Genomic DNA, 26,144 nt, shown 5'->3' with positions numbered 1-26,144 from the left:
ATCCCGCCGCATCCGCAACCCCAAACACAATATCGCTGCACGCACTCACTTGGGCGAGAGTATCAATCCTCGGTATAGGCATAGAGCCATCCCATGGTAGGGTACAGATTGGTCTTCGACAGACCCAGCTTCAATATGTAGCAAGCAGAACAACACTAATTTGAGAACAATAAACAACCGCGGAATAACCACCATGCATGACCTCCATGAGGCACCTGCAAACCACCTGAGCACACTGCTGGACCTCTGGTTTACTAACCGGGACAGCCGTGGCTGGGTACTGGGCACCGTGTATCGGACTCGCGGGTCCAGTTACCGCAAGGCGGGCTCAATGATGTTATGTGACGACCTTGGCCGGCATTACGGGCTGCTCAGCGGCGGCTGTCTGGAATCTGACATTCAAAGGCATGCGCTGAAGGCGCTGCGCACCGGAAAGGCGGCCACCATCCGCTACGATGGCAGCGATGAGGACGATGTGGCCTTCCAGCTGGGCATCGGCTGCGGGGGCGAAGTCGAAATACTGCTGCAGCCTATTACCGCGGAGAACAACTACCTGCAGCTGGCGGAACTGAGAAACCAGCTAAAGCAAAGACAGGCGGTGGTTTTCCGCCAGCAGATCCCTGTAAATGGTGAAACCTGTACCGAACTGCAACCACTCCACAGCAAGGCTGAGAAGTCAGGTTTTCCGTCACAACGGCCGGTTCTGGCGGAAAAGGACGGCACCCTTTGGCTGAACACTCCCCTATTCCCCGCTCCGCACGTGCTGATCGTGGGCGGAGGCATTGACGCCCGGCCAATGGCACAGCAGTTCAACGCCCAGGGCTGGCAGGTCAGTCTGTGCGATCCGCGTCCGGCCAATGCACGACCCGCCTATTTTCCCAATTGTATAAGCTACCGCTGCCACCCCGACGCGCTGCCGGAAACGCTGGATCTCACCAGCATCGACGCAGCCGTGGCGATGAGCCACAACCTGAACCTGGATGCCGCCGCCATACGTCTGCTGCACCAGTACCCACTGCGCTACCTGGGGCTGCTTGGTCCAATCAGCCGCCGGGATCGCGTACTGGCGCAAAGCGGACTCTCTTCTGAAAAACAGCAAAAGCTGATTCGGGGCGTATTGCGTGCCCCCATTGGCCTGGATCTGGGGGGAGAATTACCAGAAAGTATTGCCTTGGCGACCTGCGCGGAAATTCACAGCGTGCTGCACGGTAAATCCGCGGCAGCACTCAGCGCCCCATCAACGCAGACTCGCCAGGACATGAGCTCAATCCCCTCACTGCAGGAGTGGTCATGAGCAGTGCGCGCCACGAATTGACCACCGTCATTCTCGCCGCAGGCGCCGCACAGCGGTTTGGTGACTGCAAGCACCTGCTAGTGCAGGGAGGAAAGTCGCTGCTACAGCACAGGGTGGACGCGGTGCTCGAGGCCGGGCTCAGTAACCCATTGATTGTCACCGGCGCCTGGCACAATGCCATCGAACAGATGCACCCCCACCTAAACCTTAAACACCACCATAACTGGCACCAGGGCCTTGGCTCGAGTATTGCTTTCGCCATGGGCTGTGTGCCGGAAAACGCCCGCGCAGTATTGCTGCTGCTCGGGGATCAGGTTGCAGTAAGCAATGAAGAGATTGCGCAATTGCACCGGCGGTGGCGGCAGCAGACAGATAAGGTGGTCTGCGCGCATTACCAGCATGCGCCGGGTGTACCGGCAGTTTTCCCTCGCAGTCTGTTTCCGGCGTTGCGTGAACTCGACGGTGACAGAGGGGCGAAGGCACTGCTCGAAGCGAACGCCAACTCACTGCACACCATCCCCATGCCCAGCGCGGCTATCGATATTGATACACCTGAAGACTGGCAGCGCTGGCAAAACACCCAACATGAATTAACGGAACCCCTGACCGGGCATCAGACCGAACCTCAGACGCCCCCTGAAAATAGTGGAGACGCATTATGGAATTAACCATCAACGGAAAAATTCACCAGGTGGACGTGGACGAGGATATGCCTCTGCTCTGGGCACTGCGCGATGAGCTGAAACTGACCGGCACCAAGTTCGGCTGTGGGGCAGGTCTGTGCGGCGCCTGCACGATTCATATCAATGGCAACCCCGCGCGCGCCTGCCTGACACCGGTATCCGCCGCCAAAGGGGCAACTATTACTACCATAGAAGGCCTGAGCGAAGCCGGGAATCACCCTCTGCAACAGGCATGGATCAAGCACAATGTTCCCCAGTGTGGCTACTGCCAGAGTGGCCAGCTGATGTCTGCGGCAGCGCTGCTCGCCAATAATCCGAACCCAACGGAACAGGAAATCGACAGCGCCATGAGCGGCAACCTGTGCCGCTGCGGCACCTACCCAAGAATCAAGGCCGCCATCAAGGACGCTGTAAAAAACTCCGCAGCAGGCGCCGCACTGGCGTACCCGGCAATAGGAAGCAAGACCAAAGGGAGCAGCAGTCATGCGTAAGCAGGAAACCAACATTTCTGTGGTCAGCCGCCGCAAATTCCTGCAACTGGCGGGTATTGGCAGCGGCGGCCTGATTCTGGGAAGCGGATTTACTGGCGCGCAGCCGGTATGGGCGGATGCCGACAATGCCAGCGATAGCGAACACACCCTCAATCTGTTTGTCAGCGTTGCCCCGGACGATACCGTATCCATCGTCTGCCACCGCTCGGAAATGGGCCAGGGTATCCGTACCGGCCTGCCACAGATTGTGGCGGACGAAATGGAAGCGGACTGGGAAAAAGTCAACGTAATCCAAGGGCTCGCCGATAAACGCTACGGCAGCCAGAACACCGACGGCTCGCGCAGTATCCGCAACTTCTACCACACCATGCGCACCATGGGCGCCAGCGCTCGCCATATGTTGGAGGCCGCCGCCGCACAGCTGTGGACTGTCCCCGTCGCCAGCTGTCAGGCACTACAGCACCGGGTCCACCATAAAGACAGCGGGCGCTCCATCCGCTTTGGTGAGCTGGCGGAACTGGCCGCCTCACAACCGGTGCCAGAAGCCAGTGCGCTGAAACTGAAAAGCAGTGAAGACTTCAACTACATCGGCAAACCGGTCGCTACCTATGACACGCCGGATATGATTGTCGGCAAGGGCCAATACGGGCAGGACATCCAACTGGAAAATATGCTGATTGCCAGCATCGAACGGGCTCCGGTTCTCGGCAGCACCGTCGCCAGTGTGAAACAGGACAAAGCCCGCGCGGTAAAAGATGTGGTCGCGATTGAGACCATGGATGGTGGGCAGCTGCCACCACTGTTTCACCCACTCGCCGGTGTCGCGGTGCTGGCAACCAATACCTGGGCCGCGCTGAAAGGCCGCAAAGCGCTGGAAATCACCTGGAGCGACAGCCCACATTCCGACCACAACAGCACGGAGTATATCGACACTCTCAAGCAACGCGTGGCCAAACCGGGTAAAACCGTGACTGCCTACGGCGATACGGACACTGAGCTGGCGAAATCCGAACGACACCACAGCGCGACCTACTCGGTCCCGTACCTGACCCACGCCGCCATGGAGCCCCCTAGCGCCACCGCTGTGGTTGGCGAAAACAGCTGTGAAATCTGGGCCTGCACCCAAACGCCGCAATCCGCCCAGCAGAATGTAGCCAAAGCGCTCGGGCTGAAGCCGGAGCAGGTGAAGGTAAACGTCACCCTGCTCGGCGGCGGTTTCGGGCGCAAGTCCAAACCGGACTTTGCGGTTGAAGCCGCGGTACTCGCCCGCAAAATGCAGCGCCCGGTCAAAGTGGTGTGGAGCCGCGAAGACGACATCCGTCACAGCTATTACCACGCTGCCAGCGCCGCCTACTTTGAAGCGGGCCTGAACAGCGACGGACTGGTTTCCGCGTGGCGCCAGCGCACCGCTTTCCCATCCATCAGCGGCACTTTTTCCGCAGGTGTCGACCAACCCTCTGCCGGTGAACTGAGCCTCGGTTTTGCCGACCTGGCCTTCGACATCTCCAATCGCACCTGCGAAACCGCCGTGGCCGAATACCATACCCGCATCGGCTGGATGCGCTCAGTCGCCAACATCCAGAACGCGTTTGGGATTTGCAGCTTCGCCGATGAACTGGCACACCTGTCAGGCCAGACCCCAGATGCCTTTTTGTTGGAGCTGATCGGCAAGGACCGATATGTCAATCCAAATCAGGGAGACTTCAAATACGGCAACTACGGCGCGCAGCTGAAAGACAGCCCGGTTGACACTGCTCGCCTGAAACGGGTGGTAAAAGAGACCGCCGCAAAAGCGGACTTTTCGCTCAATACAGGCAAAGGTGAAGGCTGGGGCATTGCGGTGCATCGCAGCTTCCTCTCCTACGTGGGAATTGCCACCCGAGTTCAGGTGCAGGGCGACAAGCTGAACATTGTCGAAATGCACTGCATTGCCGATGTGGGACTGGCGGTAAATCCGGACCGTGTCAATGCACAGATGGAAGGGGCGATGATCTTCGGCCTGAGCCTTGCGCTGATGGGCGAAGTGACCATGCAGAATGGCGCAGTGGAAAACAGTAACTTCCATGATTATCCGTTGCTGCGTATGCAGCAATGCCCGAAGCTGCACGTGCACCTGCTCACCAGTGACCAACCTCCCGCCGGGGTTGGTGAGCCTGGGGTTCCCCCCGTGGCTCCAAGTATCACCAATGCCATTTATGCCGCCTGCGGCAAGCGTATTCGTGATCTGCCGGTCAGCAACCACCTGACTCTGGTCTGACGCTCGCCTTTTCGGGCAGACACTAAAAAAGTCCGGCACCACTCAGTATCCTGGAAGGCTGCCGGGCTTTTTGATCACAACCTACAGCTCTAGTCTCCAGGATGTCTGATAACAATACGCTCACTTCCGATTAGTTTGCAGGGGCTGACTTAAAGTGTCGATGCTTACTACTCGATAATTTTTACCCAATAATGTGAGAAGAGGTTTCCCAGTCGGGGAAAGCGAAAGAAAATAGCAATTGTGTGCTGCTATTTCTAGTTTCGGACAATGCCTGTTTAGCAAAATTACGATGCTCATGACTTCAGACTGCGTGTCCATATCACCCTGTACTATTGACGGTTTCCTCGCTTACAGTCTGCGAAACCCCAATCTTGCTCTCATCGTAGTACCTGAACTCGGTGGCAAGATTGTCAGCCTGCGCTCCGGCTCGAAGCTACAGACCGAGTGGTTGTGGAAGAATGACCGAATCGGTTATAAGCCCGCAGAGCTGGATCACAAATACACCCAGCAACACGACACCGGCGGTATTGATGAGTGCTTCCCAAGCGTGGACGCCTGTGAACTACCGCAACGCGAGCGCAACGGGTCCGACCTCACCCTGCATGATCACGGTGAACTCTATGGCCGCCCCTGGGGCGAGCACGAATGCAAGATTGCAGAGGGTGGCTCGGCGATAGTGCGATTGAAGCAGCACTGCCAGACACTGCCGGTAACTTTCGAGCGCCGTCTGTTGCTCGCCCCAAATAACGGCACCATCCGGTTCGAATATCGTGTCGAAAACCTGAGTGACAACCCTATTCCATTCAGTTGGTGTATGCACCCAGCGCTTGCCATCACTCCCGGTATGCAGCTGCGCTTGCCGGATAACCACCATTTGTACTGCTCCTACGCCAGCGACAATGCCCCACTGACCACTGGCGACCAGTTCCGCTGGCCACTAACCTCAAACGGTACCGATATGTCGGTCATTCCAGACCCAGATACCGATAGCGGATACGCGGCGAAGTTACTTTCCCGTCAGGACCTGTTCGACTGCACCAGCGGTAATTCGCGGGCCATAGCCGGGCTGGAAAACCCGGCAACCGGTGAAGCGCTACATTTTGTGCTGCCACCGTCGGAAGTGCCCCATATCGCCCTCTGGCTCAATTACCGGGGCTGGGCCGGGGATGGCGGTACGCCCTATTTCAATCTGGTACTGGAACCGGCGATTGGCAACGCCGACAGCCTGCGGGAACTGCTGGACAGAGGGACGGCGCCGGCGGTTCCACCCCACACATCCCGCAACTGGTCGTTTGAGATTCATGCAACCACGCCACCACTTTGTTAACAATATACAAATAGAGGTACACTACCCCCGATCATTCAGCATTGGGGGGTTTCCATGTCTTTCCACAACCATACCGGCGGCTGCCCCGGCTTATTCGCCACACTGCGCGTCCTGTCCGCGTTCGTCTCGCTGATCCTGGTTTCCGCCACGGCGCAGGCCGCACAAAAGCCCAATATTATTCTGATTCTGGCGGATGACGCGGGCTACGCGGACTTCAGTTTCCAGGGCAGCGAGGTCTTCCAGACACCCAACATTGACCGCATCGCAAAAAACGGTACCCGTTTTGCGCAGGCCTATGTAAGTGCCGCGGTGTGTGGACCATCCCGTGCGGGTTTGGTCACCGGCAAATACCAGCAGCGTTTTGGTTATGAGGAAAACAATGTGCCGGGCTATATGAGTGCCAGCGGCACTACCGGAGACGATATGGGACTGCCGCTGGACGAAAAAACCATCGCCGATTACCTAAAACCACTCGGCTACCACAGCGCCATCCTGGGCAAATGGCACTTAGGCAATGCGGATCGTTTCCACCCACTCAAGCGGGGATTTGACGAATTTTATGGCTTTCGCGGCGGTGCGCGGTCTTACTTCCCGTTCAGTGAGAGCAACCCCAATTCCCGCTGGGAAGATTTTCTCGAGCGCGGTTTCGGTTCCTTTGCCGAGACACGCAAATACTTCACCGATGCGCTGACCGATGAAGCGGTCGCATTTGTGGAGCGCAACAACAGCGAGCCCTTCTTCCTCTACCTATCCTACACCGCGGTACATGCGCCCATGGATACACTGCCGGAAGATCTGGCCGCATTTCCCGAGCTTTCCGGCAACCGAAAGAAAGTCGCCGCCATGACCCGGGCACTGGACAGAGGGGTGGGGAGACTGCTCGACGCACTGGAACAACAGAAGCTGATCGACAATACCCTGATCGTTTTCACCAACGACAACGGCGGCCCCACAGATCACAATGCTTCCAACAACTTCCCCTTGAGCGGCACCAAGGCCACTCATCTGGAGGGGGGTATCCGGGTTCCATTTGTGATGCAGTGGCCTGGGCAAATTCCGGCACAGCAGACCTTTCCGGCCCCCATTAGCCTGCTGGACCTGTTACCGACATTTTACGCCGCCGCCGGTGGCCAGACGTCCACGCTGGAGGATATTGATGGTGTGAACCTGCTGCCCTTCCTGAACGGCGAAGCAAGCGGAAAACCGCACCAATCCCTCTACTGGAAGAAGGAGAGCCGCGCGGCGATTCGCGATGGCGACTGGAAACTACTGCGCTTCCCGGACAGACCCGCCGAGCTCTACAACCTAGCGGAAGATGTCAGCGAAACCCAGAACCTTGCGCTGCGACATCCGGACAAAGTTACCGCACTGTTCAAGAAATTATTCCAGTGGGAGCTGCAGCTGGAGCGCCCCAGATGGCAGTTGAAGAGGGAGTTTGAAGGGAAGGCCATGGAACGGATGGATACCTACCGCCAGGCCAAACTACCTGAGACCACCACAAACTATTAGACACCGGTATATCCCATAAACAAAAAGGCAGCCCTGCTCAATACTGGGCTGCCTTTTCTATTGCTTGTGCTTACCTTGAAGATCGATCCAATCGCCTGAATCACTTCACCGCAAGTGACGTTCTTTCCAGGGATGGGTGACATAGCCGTGGCTCATCACCACATCGACGTTTGCTAACTGATCCAGGTGTGGGGGTTTTAATGTCTTAGGAACCGCTTCATAAGAGAATCACCGCAGGTTCGGGCTGGCCTTTCACAGCATTCCGATACACCAATGTCACACCGTTGGCCACCGCCGCACCGGGTTGGTCTTCCAGCCCGACCGCTGCCGTGGTCACATACATATCGGTAAAGTCATCTCCGCCAAAGGCGGGGCATGTTGTGCGAATCACCGGTGCCTGTAATGCGTCGGTTGCACGGCCTTCCGGGGTAATGCACTGGGTACGGGCACCATCCCACAGGGAGGACCACATATTCCCCTCCCCGTCCATTACCGCCCCATCAGGGATCAATCCCTCTTTACTGAGGTCGAGAAAGACTTCACGCTCTCCGGCCAACCAACCATCGGCTTCGTTTAACGGCACTCGATAAATCACACCTCTGGCCGAATCTGCGTAATAGCCGAGGTTGCGCACGCGATCAAAACAGATACCATTCGGCACGGTCATACCGCTGTCCAGTTGACGCAACTCACCCTTGTACCAGCGATACAGATTGCCCTGATCCGGTTCCCCCTCCTTGCCCATGGTGCCGATCCAGAAGCCACCCCAGGGGTCGGCGCGGCCGTCATTGCTCCGATTGCCAGGGCGATCCGGTTCCAGGGCACACACCAGGGTTTTCTCGCCACTGTTCAGGTTCAGCAGGTTCAGGCCATTTTCACAGGCCACAATTACGCGGTCCCGATCGACCCAACCGATCGCCGAAGGCATTTCATCAAACTGCCAGGCCTGTTCACCTTCCGCGCCATTGGCAAGTACCCGCTTGTTGAGCAAGTCCACCCAGTACAGGTTTTTGCGCTCTGGATGCCACAGGGGGCCTTCCCCCAGGCTGCAGGTACGTTTATCGAAGACCTCTGCCGCACTGGACACAGCAGTGCTGTGCGAATACTCACTCACCTTCTCTTCCCCTCGACTCGTTGCATCATTATTTGATCGAATATGCGTTTTACCTGCGCTGGCTGCGACGCCCAGTGGCGAGACAGCGAAACCGGTCGACACCATCGCCAGTACTAGCTTCCGGCGCGACAATCCTTTTTTACCAAGCTGCAAATTCCTACCCTTCAGAAGTGGCGCCAATCGCACCGATTACCTTTGCCTACACCGAGTGGTCCAGACGGATACTGGCGGACTCTGGATTATCCGCGTCCAGCAGCTCCAGTCCACCGGTAGTTGTAAACACCATACGTCGTCCTTAAGACGTACGGGGCGACCATGTGCACCCATCCGGTGTGCTCTTACTCTGGCGCCACTGCCAATTTCGCTTCTCCAAAGCGGCGCTGGTACAGGTTCTCGTTCACCTCTTTGACCGCATCCACCAATGGTTGATAAGGAATGTCGGTAACAGACACAAAGCCCACGTTATAGTTTTCGCCGTCGTAGGCGCGGCCGGTCAATGGGGAGTCGATGTACTGGAACCAGTGCGCGCCAACAAAGTACGGGTTGTCGATCACACTATTCATATATTCGGCAAACTTCTTGCCACGGTCAGCCTGCGAGCTCGCGTGAATCAGGCCGGGACTCAGCAAACCAGAGTCCAGAGATCCATTGTGGAACTCGCCAATAATGGAAGGGCGGTCAATTTCTTCGAGGAAACTCCAGAATTTATTACTGACGCCCTCTTTGTAGTAGTTGTAGCTCACCACATCCGCGTATTTCGCCGCGGCCCGGCGCACCTCCGGTGTCATGCCCCAGTCGGCAAACCGTGCGCCCAGATACATATGATTCGGCATAAAGTGCTTGATGGCTTCCCGCACGATCTTGAAGTACTGGCCGGTGTAATGCTCCAGCATAGTGGAGAAGTCTTCGATCATGGCATCGCTGAATTCGGTCAGCGCAACACCATTCGCAAAAGCTTCCCAATCCGCCAGCTGAATATTCCAGGCAGTATTCAGCTTGCCGATCTCGCCATATTTATCCTGCATCAGCTGTACAAACTGTGCCTTGGTGGGACTTTCACCAGCGGCGCGGCCCAGGGTATTGATCACAATGCCATATTGGGAAGCGGTAGAGCCCTCCTGCCCCCAACTCTTCTCGTTGTCTACAAATACACCCACGCACCAGGGGTTGTTGGCCACTTCTTTGCCAATCTGCTCGGCGGTAATATAGGCACGCTCTTTGAACAACGGATCAAACGGATCCGGCAACGGACTCCAGTAATCGTTGCCGCTACTTACGGTCTTGAAATTGCCGATGATCCAACCGTTGGCAAAATACGGAATTCGATTCATCTGATAGTAGGCGGGGTCGATCCAGTTACCGAAGGAAGTGAATCCCCAGCTGAGCATGCGATCAATCGTAGTCTCCCGCCACTTCGCCATCAGCCGTTCTTCATCAGCAATATCGTACTTACGCTGTAAATTGGCCCGGTAAAAACTGAATGTCTCGCCGTGTTCAATAACGCCGGTGTGCACTTCACGGCGATAGCCAAAGTTCTGCCCCAGGGGCTCATTGTACTCCGGCAACCAGGTAAACATATCCGCACGCAGAGGCGAGCTGATATGGCGCGTTGGAATGGCCGTATCGGGCACGCGGTTAAGACCAAGAGAATCCTCCGGCGTCAGGTCGCCGGGAGTACGCTGGGGAATTCTGGCTTTGTCAAAGTCATATCCGGTAATGGTGGAGGTATTGGCCAGACGCACATTGGCAATGCCCGTGGAAAAGAACAGGTGCCCTTCCGGATCTACCAGGGCCCATTTTCCATCGACTTTCTCAGTGCGGAAATAGCCGGTAGCTTCCAGCTTTGGCCCTTCTGCCCAGCCGCCGAAGCGAGAGCGGCCATCCATTGGTGTTTTGCGCAGCTGTGATTGCTCTTCTTCAGAGATTGCGCGCAGCTCCTCCAGAGAATCTACCTTGCTAGCGAAATCCAGCTTGTTGTTCTGGCCAAACTCATCCACAAGATCTTTGAGATAGCTTTCGTCCAACGACTTGGGCTGAATCAGGCGTACGTTATCGATCACTAAGGTTTTATCTTCAAGGACGCCGATAACCGACAGGGCAACACTTTTGACAGCACTTACATCTATCTGCTTCACCCCACCGCGATAGATCATGTCCTGAAACTCCGAGTCCCAGCTCGGCGGGTTGGAGCGTATCCCGGTATCCACCGTCAGATCCGGCCCTTTCAGTTCCATATAATAGGTGCCGGAAGAGTTCTCTGGCACAGCGAAACTGCGGCTCTGGACCTTACCGTGCTTGTCAGCAGCTTTCACATACAGGTGCACCGAAGATTGCTTTGGGTTGGTAATGTCCAAGGCAAAGGCAAAATTTCCCAACCCACTCCAATCCCAGGGCTTCTCAGCCGCGAAGGTGATATTTGCCGAGTAATGGGATTTGGTACGCAGCTGTAGTTCCAGCGCCTTACCGGACTCTCCGGCAATCACGCGAGCATCCGCATTCTCCAGTTGGATTGCCGAGGGCAGCTGGCCCTGATCAAACGTCCACAGGGATTGGGTATCGCTACTTGCCGCCGCGGGCGCATCTATATTTACAGTATTCGGCGTAACGGCCGTGGAACTTACGTCATTACCGCAACCACTAATCAGGGATGCCAGGAAAATTGCTGTTGAACATTGCTTGATTGGGAGTTTCATAATTCGGCTCTTCATTATTGTCATGTAGAGGGCTCAAACCAAAGACTTGGCAGCGTCTAGATCAGAGTCTTGAACTGGACTCTGCATGGGAATCTCTTCGATCTTTCCAACCAGAAAGACGTAGGCACACAGCCCCAGGAGTGCCAGAGCTCCAATCAGCGCTAAGGCAGGACGGAAATCACCATCCTGTACCAGAAAGCCAATGGCCACGGGAATCGTTACGGCCGAGAGGCCACCAATAAAGTTGAAGCAGCCTCCCACCAAACCGACCATTTGCTTCGGGGCGATCAGGGAAACAAATACCCAGTTGATAGAGGCGAGACCGTTGCCGAAGAAGGCAAGGGATAGAAAAAAGGTAACGGCGGCAATCGAGTCCATATAGTTGGCGCCGATCACAGAGCCGGAAAGTAACAGGCCAAGGATCACTGGTGTCTTGCGTGCAAACTCATTCGAGAAGCCACGCCGCACCAGCCAGTCGGAAGTAAAGCCGGAGAGCAGCACCCCGCAAAAAGCAGCCAGAAACGGTACCGAAGCCAGTAACCCGGTTTTCAGGTCCCCCATCCCCCGGTACTCGGCGAGATAGGTCGGGAACCAGGTGAGGAAGAAAATCAGGGTACTGCCCAGGCAAAATTGCCCGATATAGATCCCCCAAAGCTTGCGACTGGAGAAGGCCAGACGGATATTGCCCCAGCTCACCGCCGCGGAACGTTCACCGACATTTACCGAAGACTTCTGATCCCGCTCCTGGCTCGCCGCAGCGCCAATGTCACTCTCGGGCTCACGATACAGCCAGTACCAGATCGCCGCCCAGACGATGCCGATCACCCCAGAGATAATAAACAGCCCGCGCCAGCCAAAACACTCCTGAATCAAAGCCAGTACCGGCATCAAAAATGCGAGACCGATAAACTGCCCGGAGGTATACACCGCAATCGCACTGGCCCGCTCCTGCTGAGAAAACCATTGGGTAACGATCTTATTATTCGCGGGGTAGGACGGCGCCTCGAAAAAACCGATCGCCATGCGGCATCCCACCAGCGCCGCCAGTGAACTGACCAGACCCTGTACGATGGTCGCCAGCGACCAGGCCACCAGAATGAAGGGATACAGGATCCGCACCTTCACCACATCCACAATCATCCCACCGGGAATCTGCATGATGGAATAGGTCCAGGCGAAGGCAGAGAAGATAATCCCCATCTGTACGGATGTGAGGCTCAGATCCTCAGAAATCGCATTGGCCGCCACCGAGATATTGGTGCGGTCCATATAGTTGATCACCACACTGATAAAGATCAGTGCCAGAACCCCGAATTTATTGGCTGCTTTCATACCGCTACTGCATCGTCGTTGTTATGTGGTCGCGACGCGGCATTGAGTGCCTGGAAATGCGAACGAGTCCCCATTCCGTACCTGCGCAATCAATGGCCACTTCAAATTGTCAACAATTAACAGTAACCTAACCGCTCCAATATAACAATAACGCGCTCATCCAGTACCAGAATGAGCGCAAGGAGCAAAGCAATGAAAACCACTCAGTGCGCCCTGGCGGCGCTCGTGTTTAGTACCCCCCTGATGGCCGCCGACTGGGACGGCACTCCGGTTCCAGCCGATGCGGGCCCCGGCAACACCTGGGAGCTACACCCGCTCTCTGATGACTTCAACTACTCGGCACCAGCTTCCGGTAAGAGCGCCACATTCTTCGAGCGCTGGAGCGAAGGCTTTATCAACCCCTGGCTAGGCCCGGGCGAAACCGAGTACTACGGCCCAAACTCCTCGGTAGAAAGCGGTAACCTGGTCATTAAAGCCAGCCGCAAGGCCGGAACCACCAAGATTCATGCCGGCGCTATCCACTCCAATGAAAGCGTCACCTACCCCCTGTATATGGAAGCGCGCGTTCAGATCACCAACCTCACCATGGCCAACGCCTTCTGGTTGCTGAGCTCTGATTCCACCCAGGAAATCGACGTACTGGAATCCTACGGCAGTGACCGTCCCAGCGAGACCTGGTTCGATGAGCGCCTGCACCTCAGCCATCACGTGTTTATCCGCGAGCCGTTCCAGGACTACCAGCCCAAAGATGACGGCAGCTGGTACCCAAACCCCAATGGCGGCACCTGGCGCAATCAGTGGATTCGAATCGGCACCTACTGGGTAGATCCCTGGACACTGGAGTACTACGTCAACGGCGAGCACGTACGCACTGTCACCGGCCCGAGTATGATCGACCCCTACGGCTATACAGGCGGCACGGGCCTCAGCAAACCGATGCAGGTAATCTTCGACGCAGAACACCAACCCTGGCGCGATACGCAGGGCACAGCGCCGCCGACAGATGAAGAACTGGCCGATCCGAGCCGAAACAAATTCCTGGTTGACTGGGTTCGCTTTTATAAACCCGTGCCTGATACCAATGGCGGTGGCCCCGGCAATGGGAGCATCAGTGTCGAGAAAGAGGCGGAAGATTTCGATAACGTTGGAGGCTATTTTTCAGACGGCCAATCGCAAGCCATTAGCACCTACACAACGGGAGCTACTACAGCGATCAATTACGTGAATCGCGAAGACTATGCAGACTACACCGTCACCGTGCCTGAAGATCGCATCTACAACATTACCTATAACATCAGTAGCGGTATTACCGGTGGACGTATTGACTTCCTTGTCAATGAAAGTGGAACCTGGAGCAACAAGACACAGACAGCGGTACCTAATGCCGGCTGGAACAATTTCCAACCATTAAGCGGAGGTACGGTTTATCTCGAAGCCGGTACACATACTGTGAGACTTTACGGGGCAGGTACACACGACTGGCAGTGGAATCTCGACAAATTTACGTTGAGCAACTGACAATCACCAAAGCAAAAGGCCGGAGCGGAAGCTCCCTCCGGCCTTTTTCTCAGAAAAATTCAGGAGAAAATGATCCGATAGAGCTCCGCCCCCACAAACCGAGCCCGGTTGCCCAGACTCCGTTCGATCCGCAGTACCTCATTCCACTTCACCATCCGCTCACTCCGGGCAAAGGAACCCACCTTGAGCTGACCGGCGTTAGTGGCCACCGCCAGGTGTGCGATGAAGGCATCTTCGGTTTCGCCGGAGCGTGCAGAGACGACGGGGAGCCAGCCGGCTTGCTGGGTCATTTCGATGGCGGCCATGGTTTCGGAGACTGTGCCGATCTGATTGAGTTTGATCAGTACCGAATTGGCCAGTTGGCTGTCGATGCCGTTCTGGATGCGCTCGATATTGGTGGTGAACAGGTCGTCGCCGATGACCTGCACGCGCTTGCCCACTTCTGTGGTGAAGCGTTTCCAGCTGTCAAAGTCAGTATCGGCGAAGGGATCTTCTATGGAGATGATGGGGTACTTGTCGCACCACTGGATCATCAGATCGCAGAATTCTGAAGGGGTGTACGAGGTACCGTCTTTCTTCAGGTGATAGCGCTCACCGTCAAACAGGTCGCTGGCGGCGATATCCAGTGAGATGGCGACATCTTTGCCCGCTTCGTAGCCTGCCAAACGTACCGCTTCCAGCAGGACCTCGAAGGGTTCTTCGTTGCTGTCGAATGCGGGCCACCAGCCGCCTTCGTCGGCGAGACCGACGCTTTTTCCACGCGCCTTCATCACTTCGCCGGCGGCGTGGTAGATATTGAAAGTCATTTCCAGGGTTTCTTGATAAGTTTTGGCACCTACCGCAATGATCAGGAAATCCTGGATATCGATGGCCCAGTCGGCGTGTGCGCCACCGCCAAGAATCTGGATTTCGTTCAGTGGCAACAGGGTGCCCTGCTCTTTGCCTCTTACCGCACTCAGGTACTCGTACAACGGTACACCGCGGGCGTTGGCAGCGGCGCGGGCGCAGGCCATGGATACGCCGAGGGTGGCGTTGGCACCGAGGCGGGACTTGTTGGCGGTGCCGTCCAGCTCAACGAGCCTGCTGTCGATGGCTTTCAGGTCGGTGACCAGCATGCCCTTCAATGCGGGGGCGATTTCTTTCTGGATATTTTCAATCGCCCTAAATACAGACTTGCCGCGAAAACGCGCTTTATCACCGTCGCGCAGCTCCAATGCTTCGAACTGGCCGGTGGAAGCACCGCTCGGCACTAGGCCGGCTCCGGTGATGCCGCTATCGAGGGTGACCTGCACTTCTACGGTCGGAAAACCGCGGGAGTCGTAAATCTGAAAGGCGTCAATACTCTGGATATTCATGATTTTCTTACCGTTATTCATTCGGCTGTCAAAAGCTCCGTCCACTGGTGCACAAGTTGGTTGAGTGTTTTGGGGGAATCCGGGATTACCGCATAAGTAAAATCCCGTACGGTCTGCTGCTGGCTGCTGTCGAGGTATTCCACCGGCGATTTCCCATCCACCCGGGCGAGCATCAGCATCGGCAGCAGATGGCAAAGACCGGCTTCGAATTCGCTGTCGACAACCGAATCTGCAGCGGTGGTGTAGCTCTCCCACACCTTCCGGCCGAGACCCAGTATTTGCGCGGCGTTTTTGGGCCGGTGCAGCGCTTTCAGCAGGAAGTGGTTCAGCAGAAAGGCGACATCAAATACCGGGTCGCCGTACCAGGCGACTTCGCAATCCAGGATCACCAGCCGGCCACTGCCCACCATCAGATTTTTCGGACTGTAGTCGCCGTGGATCAGACAGGTACTGGTATCAGCAATCCGCTCTGCTTCTGCGCTGAAGTACGGATTGAGCTGCGGGTGCCGGCTACCGGTCTTCAGTAGGTAGGGCTCCAGGCGCAGCTCGGTGAAGTCTTTGAGGGTGTCAAATTTATCCCGGGCAATCGCATCCCCCAGTGACTTGCGATGAATGGTACCGAGGTAATCCCCGGCAAGTCGCGCGTACTGACGGTCGTATTCCCCAAGCAACAGGCGTGACTTCCAGTTCTCCAGGCCACCCTCAATCATCTCCATACAGAAAAAGTAATTTTCCGCATCAGAGTAGAGAATGGCGGGTACGGATTCCGGCAGGAACTTACCAACGTAACGCAGGTATTCCTGTTCGGTGATGTTGCGTTTGATATCCGCAAACCAATCGTCTTTTACCTTGAGCTTATCCAGCGCGCGTTTCACTACGAAGCGCGACCGGCCGTCATCTACAACCAGGATTTCACAAGAAACCCCGCCGGAGAGCGGGGTAAAGGTTGCATCCGGTGAGTGCAGAAGACCTTTGTCGATCAGGTAATTACATAAGGCTACCTGATCCACAGTTATTCCTCTTCGGGTTCGGCGATCGATAAATTGCGGGTGTAGTCCAGCATGGTTTCACGACTGTTTACGCCACCGCCCATACCACTGGCACTGCAGGCACCGTAAGGCAGTCCGTAGGCGAATACGTTATGGGCATTGACCCAACTGTTACCAGAAACCATTTTCTTGGCGATGGCAATGGCACGGTCGTTATTGCCGGTCCACACGCTATTGGCCAATCCATAATCCAGGCTGTTGACCTGACGCAGTGCGTCTACGTCGTCTTTAAATGTGGTGATATAGGCCACGGGGCCGAAGATTTCTTCGCGGAAGCAGACATTTTCTTCGGATCCCATGAGCAGTGTGGGGCTGACGTAATAGCCGGAGCGCTCCGCATCGGAAATATTCTTGCCACCGTAAACCACTTCGGCGCCCTGCGCCTGGCCCTGCTGGATATAACCGTTCACAGTATTCAGTTGGCGCTCGCTGACCAGCGGGCCCATCTGGCTGTCTTCGTTCATACCGGCTTTGATCATTACCTTGTCCAGCTCCCCCTTTACCTTCTCGATAAATTCAGAGGCGACGCTCTCATGCACAATCCAGCGGGTCGCGGTGCAGCACACCTGCCCGGTATTCAGCGTAATGGCACCGGCAAGACCTGCCGCCGCCGCGCTGATATTGGCATCGTCACAAATAATGGAAGCGCCCTTGCCGCCAAGCTCGAGCTTTACCGGCTTCAGGTTCGCACCGCAGGCTTCGCCGATCAGGCGACCAACGCGGGAAGAGCCGGTAAAGGAAACAAAGCGCACTTTCGGGTGACGGGTAAACACGGTGCCCACCTCCGGACCTTCGCCGGGCAGCACATTGATGACACCCGCAGGGAAGCCGGCTTCTTCCGCCAACTTTGCGAGATACAGGGTAGAAAGCGGAGTGACCTCAGAGGGCTTGATCACTACAGTATTGCCCGCGGCCAGTGCCGGCGCGATGCCCCATTGGCACAACGTCAGCGGGAAGTTCCAGGGGAAGATAAAGCCGACCACACCGTAAGGCAGGCGTACCGTGCGCGCCTGCTTCATACCATCCAGGGCCAGCGGGGTTTCAAATTGTTCCTGCTCGCACAGATCGGCGAAATAACGCAGACACTCGATACCAAAGGGCACATCAAAACCGCGGGCGTTTTCCACGGGTTTGCCTACATCCAGCGCTTCCAGCTGTGAAAGCTCTTCCGCATCGCGCTCACACAGATCTGCCAACTTGCGCAGCAGTGCGGCGCGCTCGGCGGGCGTGGTGTCCTGCCAGGACTGGAATGCGGTGTGTGCGGCTTCAATCGCCTGCTCTGCGTCGGTGGCGACGGCTTTAGCAATCGTTGCTAGTGAGGACTTGTCTGCTGGGTTCTCCACCGGCATGGATTTACTGCCGGACATCCAGGCACCGTTGGAATAGAAAGGAACGGGGGGACTGACCGAGGAATGCCTGGACTTTCGCGCTGGTTTCAATCATCGCTTTACTCATTATTGTTGGTTATTGACTAAAGGTGGAACTGCACTAACCCAAACACTAACGCTTTTGTTAACAGTCAACAACATAAAAAGTTAGACCAGACTCTAATCTTCCACGCACTGCTCCTCTATCTATTTCGCCTCTTCCAAAGCCCTATTAAGAACACAATCTGACACAAATGGCACAATTGTTCGAACTCCAGAACATTCTGTTAACAATTCACCATTTACAGAATGCTCGCTTCCACCCTAGTATTCAAGTCGATAATAAATAAGACACTTGGAGAAAACGGATGAAGCCCCATTCCCTGCCCGCCCGCTTTGCCTTACTGACACTGACCGCAGCCCTGGTTGCCTGTGGTGGCGGCAGCGGCGGTTCCAACAACAACCCGCCCCCGGATGATGGAGGAAAAACGCAGCAGGACACACGGCCGGATGCGTTTTCATTCACCGCCGTTACCGATGCCGAAATGGGAACCGCCTACACCTCCGGTGCAATCACGGTTTCCGGTATTAATGCAGCCGCGAATATCAGTATCAGTGGCGGTGAATACTCGGTGAACAATGGGGCTTTCAGCAGCGACGCCGCTACCGTGGAGAACGGGGATAGCGTATCGGTTCGGGTAACCGCCAGCACCGAATACAGCACCACAGTCACCGCAACACTCTCTATTGGCGGCATCAGTGCAGATTACGCGGTAACGACCACAGCAGAGCCGATGCATCCCGAGCCACCGGCAGATACCGGAGTGAAAGTCGATTTCAATCTGAATATGCGTCACTCCGTAGGCGGAGAATCGGAGTTTGATCGCCGAAAGTTCATTACGCTGCACGCGTCGAATAAGGAAAACGAATGGTTCGACTACACCACTGCCCGAAATGCTCCCAACGAAGATCCGGATTTGATGACCAACTTCCTGGAAGGCTACGACGTCTATCTGGGGCGTGATACCGGAGATATGAAATGGCAATTGAGCCAACTGACCGAAGACGGAGCGCGTCCGGGCTTCATTGATGTTGATACGGCCGTCACCAACGCCGGCGGTGTTCGCTGGACTTACACCAAAAACGAAGACGCTCGCTGGCAGCTCGCGCGAAAACATGAGCACAGAGCCACCGATATGATCGTCGGCGGCCAGCAGCACCCCTACTGGCCAAACGGTGACGATACCGGCATGGGCTGGTCCTTCTCGACCACAGATACCGAAGATGAGCCATTCGGCACTGCGGTCGGGCACTTCATGGCTAACTACCTCTACGAGTATTTCAATCGTGGTGAGACCGACGAGTTCGGTCAACCAAAACCGGTCTATCTGGAGGTGATGAACGAGCCGCTCTACGAGCTGGTGGATTACCCGAAAGATGAGAAGACAGCGGCCACACCAGAAGCCGTATTCAAATTCCATAACGCCGTGGCCAATGAAGTTCGCGCATATCGCGATGCCTGGAATCAGGCCTCGCACGATAATGTGCTGATTGGCGGTTACACCGTCGCCTTTCCAGACTTTGACAAAGACAATTTCAATCGCTGGGAAGCGCGCGACAAACTGTTTATCGATATCGCCGGTGAGAACATGGATTTCCTGTCGGTGCATTTCTATGACTTCCCGGCCATCAATGGCACCCGCCAGCTGCGCCGTGGCAGCAACGTCGAAGCCACCTTCGACATGTTGGAGCAGTACAGCCTGATGGCCACCGGCGAGCGCATGCCATTTTTGGTGTCCGAGATCGGTGCTACCGTCCACAGCATCATGAACGACCCTTGGTCACCGGAGCGAGACGGCTACAAGCTGCGTGCCCTCAATGGCCTGACCATGAACATGCTGGAACGCCCGGACCAGATTCTGAAGTCGATTCCATTTGTTACCGTCAAGGCTGAGTGGGGCAGAAAATCGGAAACCGTTCCATATTCCAACCGCCTGATGCGCCAGAAGCACGAAGCCGCTGGTGAGACCGGTGATGCCTGGGTATACACGGAATTGGTGAAGTTCTATCAGCTTTGGTCCGACGTAAAAGGCACCCGTGTGGATAGCTGGGCCAGCGATCTAGACGTTCAGGTGAACGCCTATGTAGATGGCGATACCGCTTACCTAGTGCTGAATAACCTGGAGCAGGAAGATACCGAGCTGAGCCTTGCGGCGCTGGGCGTGGACGGAAACAGCCTGCAAAGCGTAACCATCAAGGAACTGCACTACGACAGCGGCGGCAAGCCGGTACTGGACGAAAGTAATGCGACAGAACTGCCGCAGATGTACACACTGAAGTCTGAAGGCACAACCATTCTTCAGTTGACCTATGCGGATGCGATCACGATTGATGGCGACGCCACAGAAACCAAGTACTACGCCGACAAATACAAACAGGCCATCACAGCCAACGCCAAGCTTCAGTTTGCAATCGACGATGTGACTGTGGGAGACAACGGCGAAGCGGTGCTGCGCCTGGGCGTTGGACGCGATCATGGCAAATCCCTCACCCCAAGCGTTACTGTTAACGGCAATGTGGTCACCGTACCGGAAGACTACCAGGGTTACGATCAATACTACGGCGGTAAAGGACGTGCCCAGTATTTCGGCGTGCTCGAAATACCGGTGGACCTGAGTTTCCTTAGCGAAGACAACGATATTGAAATCGTGTTTGAGGACGATGGAGGCTTTGTGAGTACCGCTACTTTGCAGGTATTCAACACCACCGAACCCCTGAAGCGCGGTGCGCGGAATTAAGCACATTTCTGACCCAGGCGCTTCATTCCAACATAACAACTACGACTTTCACCTTTCGCGGGCCGGTACTCACTACCGGCCCGCTTCTTTACTTCCCATCGCTTCCCACTTCACATCGCGTTTCTAGAGACAGTTCTCATCCCCGAAAGAATCAGGGAGAAAAGCACGACAAACCATCAAATTCACATTGTCGATTGTTAACAGTTTATTGTTTAATAATTATGACGGCAGACATAACGCTAACAGCGCCGCACCCCAAAACCTGCATCAACAGGATGTACTCGCGGCAACTGCAGTCGATCTGGAGCCGCCGTCCAAGCGCTTCGCCAATCCGAGGTACCGGCAAGCGCCCGAGCGGTTCAAAAATAATAACGACACCCGATGTACCGTGTCTTAATCTCGGAGCAAGCGATGAAACTCCCCTACCCCAGGCGCCCACTGGCGCTGGCACAGTCTGTGCTGGCCGCTGGTATCGCCTTCAGTACTGCCGCGACCGCTGCAGACTATCGAATTGAAGCGGAAGCCTTCAGCAGCGTGGGCGGCACCTACGCCGATGGCCAGCCTCAAAAAATCAGCACCTACTCAGTCAATGGCGTTACCGCCATCAACTATGTGAACCGCAGTGACTACGCGGAGTATTCTTTACAGATCGCGGAAGCGGGCACCTACAACCTCCAGTACCTGATCGGTACCGGTGTCGCCTCCGGTGCAGAGATCGATTTCCAGATCGGTAGCGGCAGTAGCTGGAACTCACTGGTCAAGAAAGCCGTTCCCACCGGAAACTGGGATAATTTCCAGCCTCTGGATGCGGGCAATGTCACGCTCCCAGCGGGCACCGTGAACCTGCGCGTGGTGGGCTCCGGCAGCAACGACTGGCAGTGGAACCTGGATGCGCTGGAGCTGACCCAGGTCAACACCGGTGGTAGTTCGAGCAGCTCCAGTAGTAGTGGCGGCAGCTCCAGCAGCGGCGGTGGCAGCAGTGCGTTCACCGTGGAAGCGGAAAGCTTCACACAGGTTGGCGGCACCTACGCCGATGGCCAACCACAGAAGATCGGCACCTACACCACAAACGGCGCGACGGCGATCAACTACGTCAACAAAGGCGACTATGCGGAATACACCATTTCTGTTCCGCAGGCAGGCAACTACGACCTCACCTATTTTGCCGGTACCGCAATTAACGGCGGCCGCATTGATTTCCAGCACAATAGCAGTGGTAGCTGGCAGACGCTGGCGCAAACCAGCGTTCCCAACGCCGGTTGGGATAACTTCCAGGCCTTGGCCGGTGGTAGTGTCTATCTACCAGCGGGCACCCAGCAGATCCGCGTGTACGGCGGTGGCACCCACGACTGGCAGTGGAACCTGGACCGCTTTGAGTTGAGCTACGACGGCGCGGGCTCCGGCTCCGGCGGCGGCTCCTCATCAAGCTCCTCCAGCTCTTCTTCGTCGAGCTCTTCCAGTAGCTCCAGTTCATCTGGCGGCAGCAGCTCAAGTTCTTCCTCTAGTTCTTCGAGTTCCTCCTCCTCAAGCTCCGGCGGCTCCAGCTCTGGTGGCAGCAGCCCCGGTAACGGCAGCCCTGTTTCCGGCACCTTCACCCTGCAGGCTGAAAGTGCGCACATTGTGGGTGGTGAAATCGAGACCTATGCCATCAACGGTGGCACGGCAGTGAACTACTTCAACAGTGGCGACTACCTCGAGTACAACCTGAGCCTGGATCAGTCCGGCCTTTACCGTCCGAAATTCTTCGTCGGTACTGGCAATACTTCCGGTACGTCTGTCGGCCTGATGGCAACCGACCACGAAGGTGAGCTGGTCATCAAGAACACCACCGACGTACAAAGCCAGGGTGACTGGGACAGTTTCTACCTGCTCAATGCCTCCAGCGAAATCAATCTGTTCGCTGGCGACCTCACCATCCGTATTTATGGAGCGGGCAGCCAGGACTTCCAGTTCAATATCGACTACGCGATCTTTGAGCGTGTAGGCGACGCGGACCTGGCGCTCGATGGCGACGGCGACGGCACCCCGGATGTTTCAGATCAGTGCCCGAGCACCGATCCGGCGGAAACTGCAAACAGCGTAGGCTGCGCCCCTTCCCAACTGGACACCGATGAAGACGGCATTACCGACAACCTGGATCAATGCCCGACTACGGGTGCCGATGAGTTTGTCAACGCGGTAGGCTGTGCCAGCGCGGGCGGTGACGACGACGACTTCGACGGTGTACTAAACAGCGCCGACAATTGCGCAAACACGCCGTACGGTCAGAATGTCGACCCCTCTGGCTGTACCGGCTTTGCCGACAGCGACGGTGATGGTGTTGCCAACAGCGCAGACAACTGCCCTTCGACCCCCGCTGGCGAGTTTGCCAACGAGTCCGGCTGCTCCGCCACACAGGTGGGCAATAGCCACAGCGCAACTGTAACGGTCAACGCGAACATCAAACACAGCGTCAATGGCGTTTCCGATTTCGGTCGTAACCGGCACATCACTGCGCACACCACCATTTACGAGAATGACTGGAAAGGCCACGCGGACAAGCTTAACTATTTCCTGAACACTCTCGACGTAACCCTGGGCCGCGACAACGGCACCGCAACCTGGAAATTCCAGGACACCAAAGAAGATCCAAACAAAGCCAACTGGCCGGATATGGATTACATGGTGACACGCGGTCAGGAACTCCGCGAGAGCTACGAAGCGAATGCCTTCTACAAACGCTTCAGCCCGGAAAGCACCGAGCTGATTGCCGGTACCAACCCGCATCCAACCTACCCGACCCTGAGCTGGTACGACAACGGAAAGACCTGGCACGGCTGGCAGCCGATGGATATCGAAACCTCCGCAGCCTGGATGGGTCAATATCTGAAGCACTACTACGCCAACTCCAGCAACGGCAATGTGGGCGACCCCATGCCAAAATTCTGGGAAGTGATTAACGAACCGGACATGGAAATGAAAACCGGTAAGTTCATGGTCACCAACCAGGAAGCGCTGTGGGAATACCACAATCTGGTTGCGCAGGAAATCCGTTCCAAACTCGGTAACGAAGCACCGATGATTGGCGGCATGACCTGGGGTCAGCATGACTTCTATCGCCGCGATGGTATCTCCCGCTTCGGCGACGATAACTATGATCAGTGGATTACCAACGAAGACCCAGAAGTACAGGAAGCCGCAAGAGCCTTCTTCCGCAATGCGATGACCACAACGGTTGATGATACCCGCAGCCAAGACTGGTACCAGTGGGATGTAATGTGGAAAGGCTTTATGGATGCTGCCGGCCACAACATGGACTTCTATGCCGTGCATGTGTACGACTGGCCGGGCGTCTCCAACGATTCAACGTCCACATTACGCCGCGGTGGGCACCTACCGGCCATGCTGGACATGATGGAGTGGTATGACGTCCATCAAAATGGCGCAGCCAACCGCACACCAATCGTACTTTCCGAGTACGGTGCGGTACAGGGTGGCTGGGATTACCTGGCGCACAACAGTCGTTACGAGTCTGAGGTGGTCAAATCCTTTAACGCCATGTTGATGCAGATCCTGGATCGACCTGACTACGTCATAAAGTCCATGCCGTTTACCCCTGCGAAACCACTGTGGGGCTACAAACCATTCGGTTGTGGCTATGAAGAAGTGCGCACCTGTACCGCGCCCTACCACTACAGCATGATGAAAGAGTCTCAGCTGAACAATGACGATTGGCACTGGTCCGACTACATTCAGTTCTTCGAGCTGTGGGCCGATGTAGACGGCACGCGAGTGGATGCTGTTTCCTCCGATGCCGACGTACAAGTGCAGTCCTATGTAGATGGAAACGAAGTATTCGTGATCATCAACAACCTAGAAACCGTCGCCACCACCATCGACCTCGATGTCGCTGGCCTCGGATCGGCAGTTCAGAATGTTGAAATGCGCAACATGCATTTCAACAGCAGCTTCGACACCATCACTGATCGGCATCATATGCAGCAAGCTCCGAGCAAGCTCACGCTGGCTGCCGATGGCACAGTGGTATTGCGCTACACTCTGAGCAACAATGTGGCGATCAACCAGTCCATGAACGAGAAGAAGTACTTCGGTAACAGTGTCAGTGGTGGTAGCGAACCGCACCGTATTACAGTAGCTGGCGGAGCAAAATCACTGCAGGTGAACAATGTCGCTGTTCCCTCGGGCTATGCCGAAGCACAACTGCGACTCACGGTAGCCCTGTTCCCAGGTGAAGACGACACCCCTGACAGCCTGCTGCAGATCGACAGCCTGACCATCAATGGCCAGACCGTTGAGACGCCACTGGACTGGCGTGGACGCAAGCAGAACGCTGCAGAACGGTACTTCAACACCCTGGAGATTCCCGTTCCGGCTGACATACTGCAGGCAAACAACACGATCAGCGTGGACTTCCGTCACAACGGTGATCTGACCGTCGCTAATCTGATTATCAAAGACTACAGCACCACACCAGTGCGTAATTAAGTCGACTTACAGACTTATCGTCTCAAACAAAAAAACCCCGCCCTGATAACAGGGCGGGGTTTTTTAATGATTCAGTAAACGTCAAATGTAGAGATCGCTGGTAGTTAGTCGATGCCTTTCCCGGTCGCGGCCCAGTATATACCCCCATAAAGGTGCGACAGGAACATGGCATTACCGTAAGACGCCGGCAAATGACCGAGGCCGGTATAGAAAGCGCGGCCGCCATCGTATTGCTGGTACCACGCCACGGGGTGGAACTTACCCATCCCCTCCGAATTAACTTCACCCCATGCGGCCTGCGCCTTGTAGGTGGTTTCATCCACCGACAAAAGGTAGTTCAGAGAGTCGCTGTGTTCAGGCCCATAGGTGTAATACTCCTCCGTCCACAGGAAACGGGCAGGCATATACTCGGCACCCGGAAAGCCAGCTTCCAGCACATGCACTTTCGCGGACTGCACTGCCGGATGAATCAAAAAATTCCGCCCAACCAGGCCCCGGTACCAGGGCCAGTCGTACTCGGTATCCGCCGCCGAATGCACACCCACATAGCCTTTGCCGGAACGGATAAACGCCTGAAACGCGTCCTGTTGTCGTTCATTCAACACATCACCGGTAGTCAACAGAAAAACCACCACATCGAACTGCTGCAGGTTCTCTGCAGTAAACGCCTCACTATCATCCGTGTGCACCACCTCGAAATCGTGCAGGCGGGAGAGTTCCGTTACCGCGGCAACCGCTGCCGGAATACTCTCGTGTTGCCAGCCCGCCGTTTTGGTAAACAGCAGCGTCTTGAACTGAGCCGCCGATACTGGTGTGGTGGCCATCAGCGCGAGTAACGTTAGCGCCCGCTTCGCTGTCGAATTTTTCAAATT

The 26,144-nt window shown here is 55.9% G+C and carries 16 protein-coding genes; 9 read left to right on the top strand and 7 right to left on the bottom strand.

All coding sequences use genetic code 11. From position 1 onward, the window contains the following. The first annotated feature begins 193 nt into the window (after positions 1–193). From AAFH99_RS08640 to AAFH99_RS08615, 6 genes are all read left to right on the top strand, one after another. Positions 194–1,294, top strand: coding sequence for an XdhC family protein (locus tag AAFH99_RS08640; protein ID WP_406827513.1), 1,101 nt, complete (start codon positions 194–196; stop codon positions 1,292–1,294). Further along, on the top strand, positions 1,291–1,962 hold the full coding sequence (locus AAFH99_RS08635; RefSeq protein ID WP_406827512.1) for an NTP transferase domain-containing protein: 672 nt from the start codon (positions 1,291–1,293) through the stop codon (positions 1,960–1,962). The genes AAFH99_RS08640 and AAFH99_RS08635 overlap by 4 nt, the downstream gene beginning before the upstream one ends. Continuing rightward, entirely contained in the window at positions 1,950–2,468 is a 519-nt protein-coding gene (locus tag AAFH99_RS08630; protein ID WP_406829172.1) for a (2Fe-2S)-binding protein, read from the top strand. Before AAFH99_RS08635 ends, AAFH99_RS08630 begins: the two co-directional genes overlap by 13 nt. Beyond that, a complete protein-coding gene (locus AAFH99_RS08625) occupies positions 2,461–4,725 on the top strand; it encodes a molybdopterin cofactor-binding domain-containing protein (RefSeq protein ID WP_406827511.1) in 2,265 nt (754 codons plus the stop codon). The genes AAFH99_RS08630 and AAFH99_RS08625 overlap by 8 nt, the downstream gene beginning before the upstream one ends. 289 nt (positions 4,726–5,014) lie before the next feature. Beyond that, a complete protein-coding gene (locus AAFH99_RS08620; RefSeq protein WP_406827510.1) occupies positions 5,015–6,052 on the top strand; it encodes a hypothetical protein in 1,038 nt (345 codons plus the stop codon). Between the two features lie 54 nt (positions 6,053–6,106). Then, a complete protein-coding gene (locus tag AAFH99_RS08615) occupies positions 6,107–7,561 on the top strand; it encodes a sulfatase (protein WP_406827509.1) in 1,455 nt (484 codons plus the stop codon). 217 nt (positions 7,562–7,778) lie between these two features. On the opposite strand, the gene AAFH99_RS08610 is transcribed toward AAFH99_RS08615, so the two are convergent. The 3 genes from AAFH99_RS08610 to AAFH99_RS08600 form a co-directional block, all read right to left on the bottom strand. Continuing rightward, positions 7,779–8,675: an SMP-30/gluconolactonase/LRE family protein gene (locus tag AAFH99_RS08610; RefSeq protein ID WP_406827508.1), complete on the bottom strand. Its 897-nt coding sequence runs from the start codon at positions 8,673–8,675 to the stop codon at positions 7,779–7,781. 338 nt (positions 8,676–9,013) lie between these two features. Further along, positions 9,014–11,368, bottom strand: a complete 2,355-nt coding sequence (locus tag AAFH99_RS08605) for an agarase (protein WP_406827507.1) — start codon at positions 11,366–11,368, stop codon at positions 9,014–9,016. Positions 11,369–11,401: 33 nt separating this feature from the next. Next, positions 11,402–12,700: an MFS transporter gene (locus tag AAFH99_RS08600; protein WP_406827506.1), complete on the bottom strand. Its 1,299-nt coding sequence runs from the start codon at positions 12,698–12,700 to the stop codon at positions 11,402–11,404. Between the two features lie 192 nt (positions 12,701–12,892). On the opposite strand from AAFH99_RS08600, the gene AAFH99_RS08595 reads away from it, so the two are divergent. Continuing rightward, positions 12,893–14,218 carry a carbohydrate-binding protein gene (locus AAFH99_RS08595; RefSeq protein WP_051686978.1) on the top strand — a complete coding sequence of 442 codons (1,326 nt, stop codon included), beginning with the start codon at positions 12,893–12,895 and terminating at the stop codon, positions 14,216–14,218. A gap of 59 nt (positions 14,219–14,277) precedes the next feature. Here the strand turns inward: AAFH99_RS08595 and eno are convergent, their stop codons facing one another. From eno to AAFH99_RS08580, 3 genes are read right to left on the bottom strand one after another with little or no spacing between them, the layout of a single operon-like run. Continuing rightward, entirely contained in the window at positions 14,278–15,594 is a 1,317-nt protein-coding gene (eno, locus tag AAFH99_RS08590; protein ID WP_406827504.1) for a phosphopyruvate hydratase, read from the bottom strand. Beyond that, positions 15,591–16,583 (bottom strand): phosphotransferase family protein, encoded by a 993-nt coding sequence (locus tag AAFH99_RS08585; RefSeq protein ID WP_406827503.1) that lies wholly within the window; start codon positions 16,581–16,583, stop codon positions 15,591–15,593. The genes eno and AAFH99_RS08585 overlap by 4 nt, the downstream gene beginning before the upstream one ends. 2 nt (positions 16,584–16,585) lie before the next feature. After that, positions 16,586–17,989, bottom strand: a complete 1,404-nt coding sequence (locus tag AAFH99_RS08580; protein WP_406827502.1) for an aldehyde dehydrogenase family protein — start codon at positions 17,987–17,989, stop codon at positions 16,586–16,588. A gap of 368 nt (positions 17,990–18,357) precedes the next feature. On the opposite strand from AAFH99_RS08580, the gene AAFH99_RS08575 reads away from it, so the two are divergent. Next, positions 18,358–20,787, top strand: a complete 2,430-nt coding sequence (locus AAFH99_RS08575) for an agarase (protein WP_406827501.1) — start codon at positions 18,358–18,360, stop codon at positions 20,785–20,787. A gap of 411 nt (positions 20,788–21,198) precedes the next feature. Beyond that, positions 21,199–25,272 (top strand): carbohydrate-binding protein, encoded by a 4,074-nt coding sequence (locus AAFH99_RS08570; protein ID WP_043317023.1) that lies wholly within the window; start codon positions 21,199–21,201, stop codon positions 25,270–25,272. 104 nt (positions 25,273–25,376) lie between these two features. Here AAFH99_RS08570 and AAFH99_RS08565 read toward each other — a convergent pair whose 3' ends face one another. Further along, complete coding sequence (locus AAFH99_RS08565) at positions 25,377–26,141, bottom strand: ThuA domain-containing protein (RefSeq protein ID WP_043318258.1); 765 nt, start codon at positions 26,139–26,141, stop codon at positions 25,377–25,379. Between the last annotated feature and the right edge of the window lie 3 nt (positions 26,142–26,144).

The organism is Microbulbifer sp. ARAS458-1, from assembly GCF_045348205.1.
GTDB lineage: Bacteria > Pseudomonadota > Gammaproteobacteria > Pseudomonadales > Cellvibrionaceae > Microbulbifer.
The sequence above is the reverse complement of the archived record's forward strand: the minus strand, read 5'-3'. Positions and strand labels throughout refer to the sequence as shown.

Excerpts from the sequence above, each read along its gene's own strand:
- AAFH99_RS08635 (WP_406827512.1), top strand. The coding sequence starts at position 1,291 with ATGAGCAGTGCGCGCCACGAATTGACCACCGTCATTCTCGCCGCAGGC.
- AAFH99_RS08615 (WP_406827509.1), top strand. The coding sequence starts at position 6,107 with ATGTCTTTCCACAACCATACCGGCGGCTGCCCCGGCTTATTCGCCACA.
- AAFH99_RS08620 (WP_406827510.1), top strand. The coding sequence starts at position 5,015 with ATGCTCATGACTTCAGACTGCGTGTCCATATCACCCTGTACTATTGAC.
- AAFH99_RS08625 (WP_406827511.1), top strand. The coding sequence starts at position 2,461 with ATGCGTAAGCAGGAAACCAACATTTCTGTGGTCAGCCGCCGCAAATTC.
- eno (WP_406827504.1), bottom strand. The coding sequence starts at position 15,594 with ATGAATAACGGTAAGAAAATCATGAATATCCAGAGTATTGACGCCTTT.
- AAFH99_RS08640 (WP_406827513.1), top strand. The coding sequence starts at position 194 with ATGCATGACCTCCATGAGGCACCTGCAAACCACCTGAGCACACTGCTG.
- AAFH99_RS08575 (WP_406827501.1), top strand. The coding sequence starts at position 18,358 with ATGAAGCCCCATTCCCTGCCCGCCCGCTTTGCCTTACTGACACTGACC.
- AAFH99_RS08595 (WP_051686978.1), top strand. The coding sequence starts at position 12,893 with ATGAAAACCACTCAGTGCGCCCTGGCGGCGCTCGTGTTTAGTACCCCC.
- AAFH99_RS08605 (WP_406827507.1), bottom strand. The coding sequence starts at position 11,368 with ATGAAACTCCCAATCAAGCAATGTTCAACAGCAATTTTCCTGGCATCC.
- AAFH99_RS08600 (WP_406827506.1), bottom strand. The coding sequence starts at position 12,700 with ATGAAAGCAGCCAATAAATTCGGGGTTCTGGCACTGATCTTTATCAGT.
- AAFH99_RS08580 (WP_406827502.1), bottom strand. The coding sequence starts at position 17,989 with ATGTCCGGCAGTAAATCCATGCCGGTGGAGAACCCAGCAGACAAGTCC.
- AAFH99_RS08570 (WP_043317023.1), top strand. The coding sequence starts at position 21,199 with ATGAAACTCCCCTACCCCAGGCGCCCACTGGCGCTGGCACAGTCTGTG.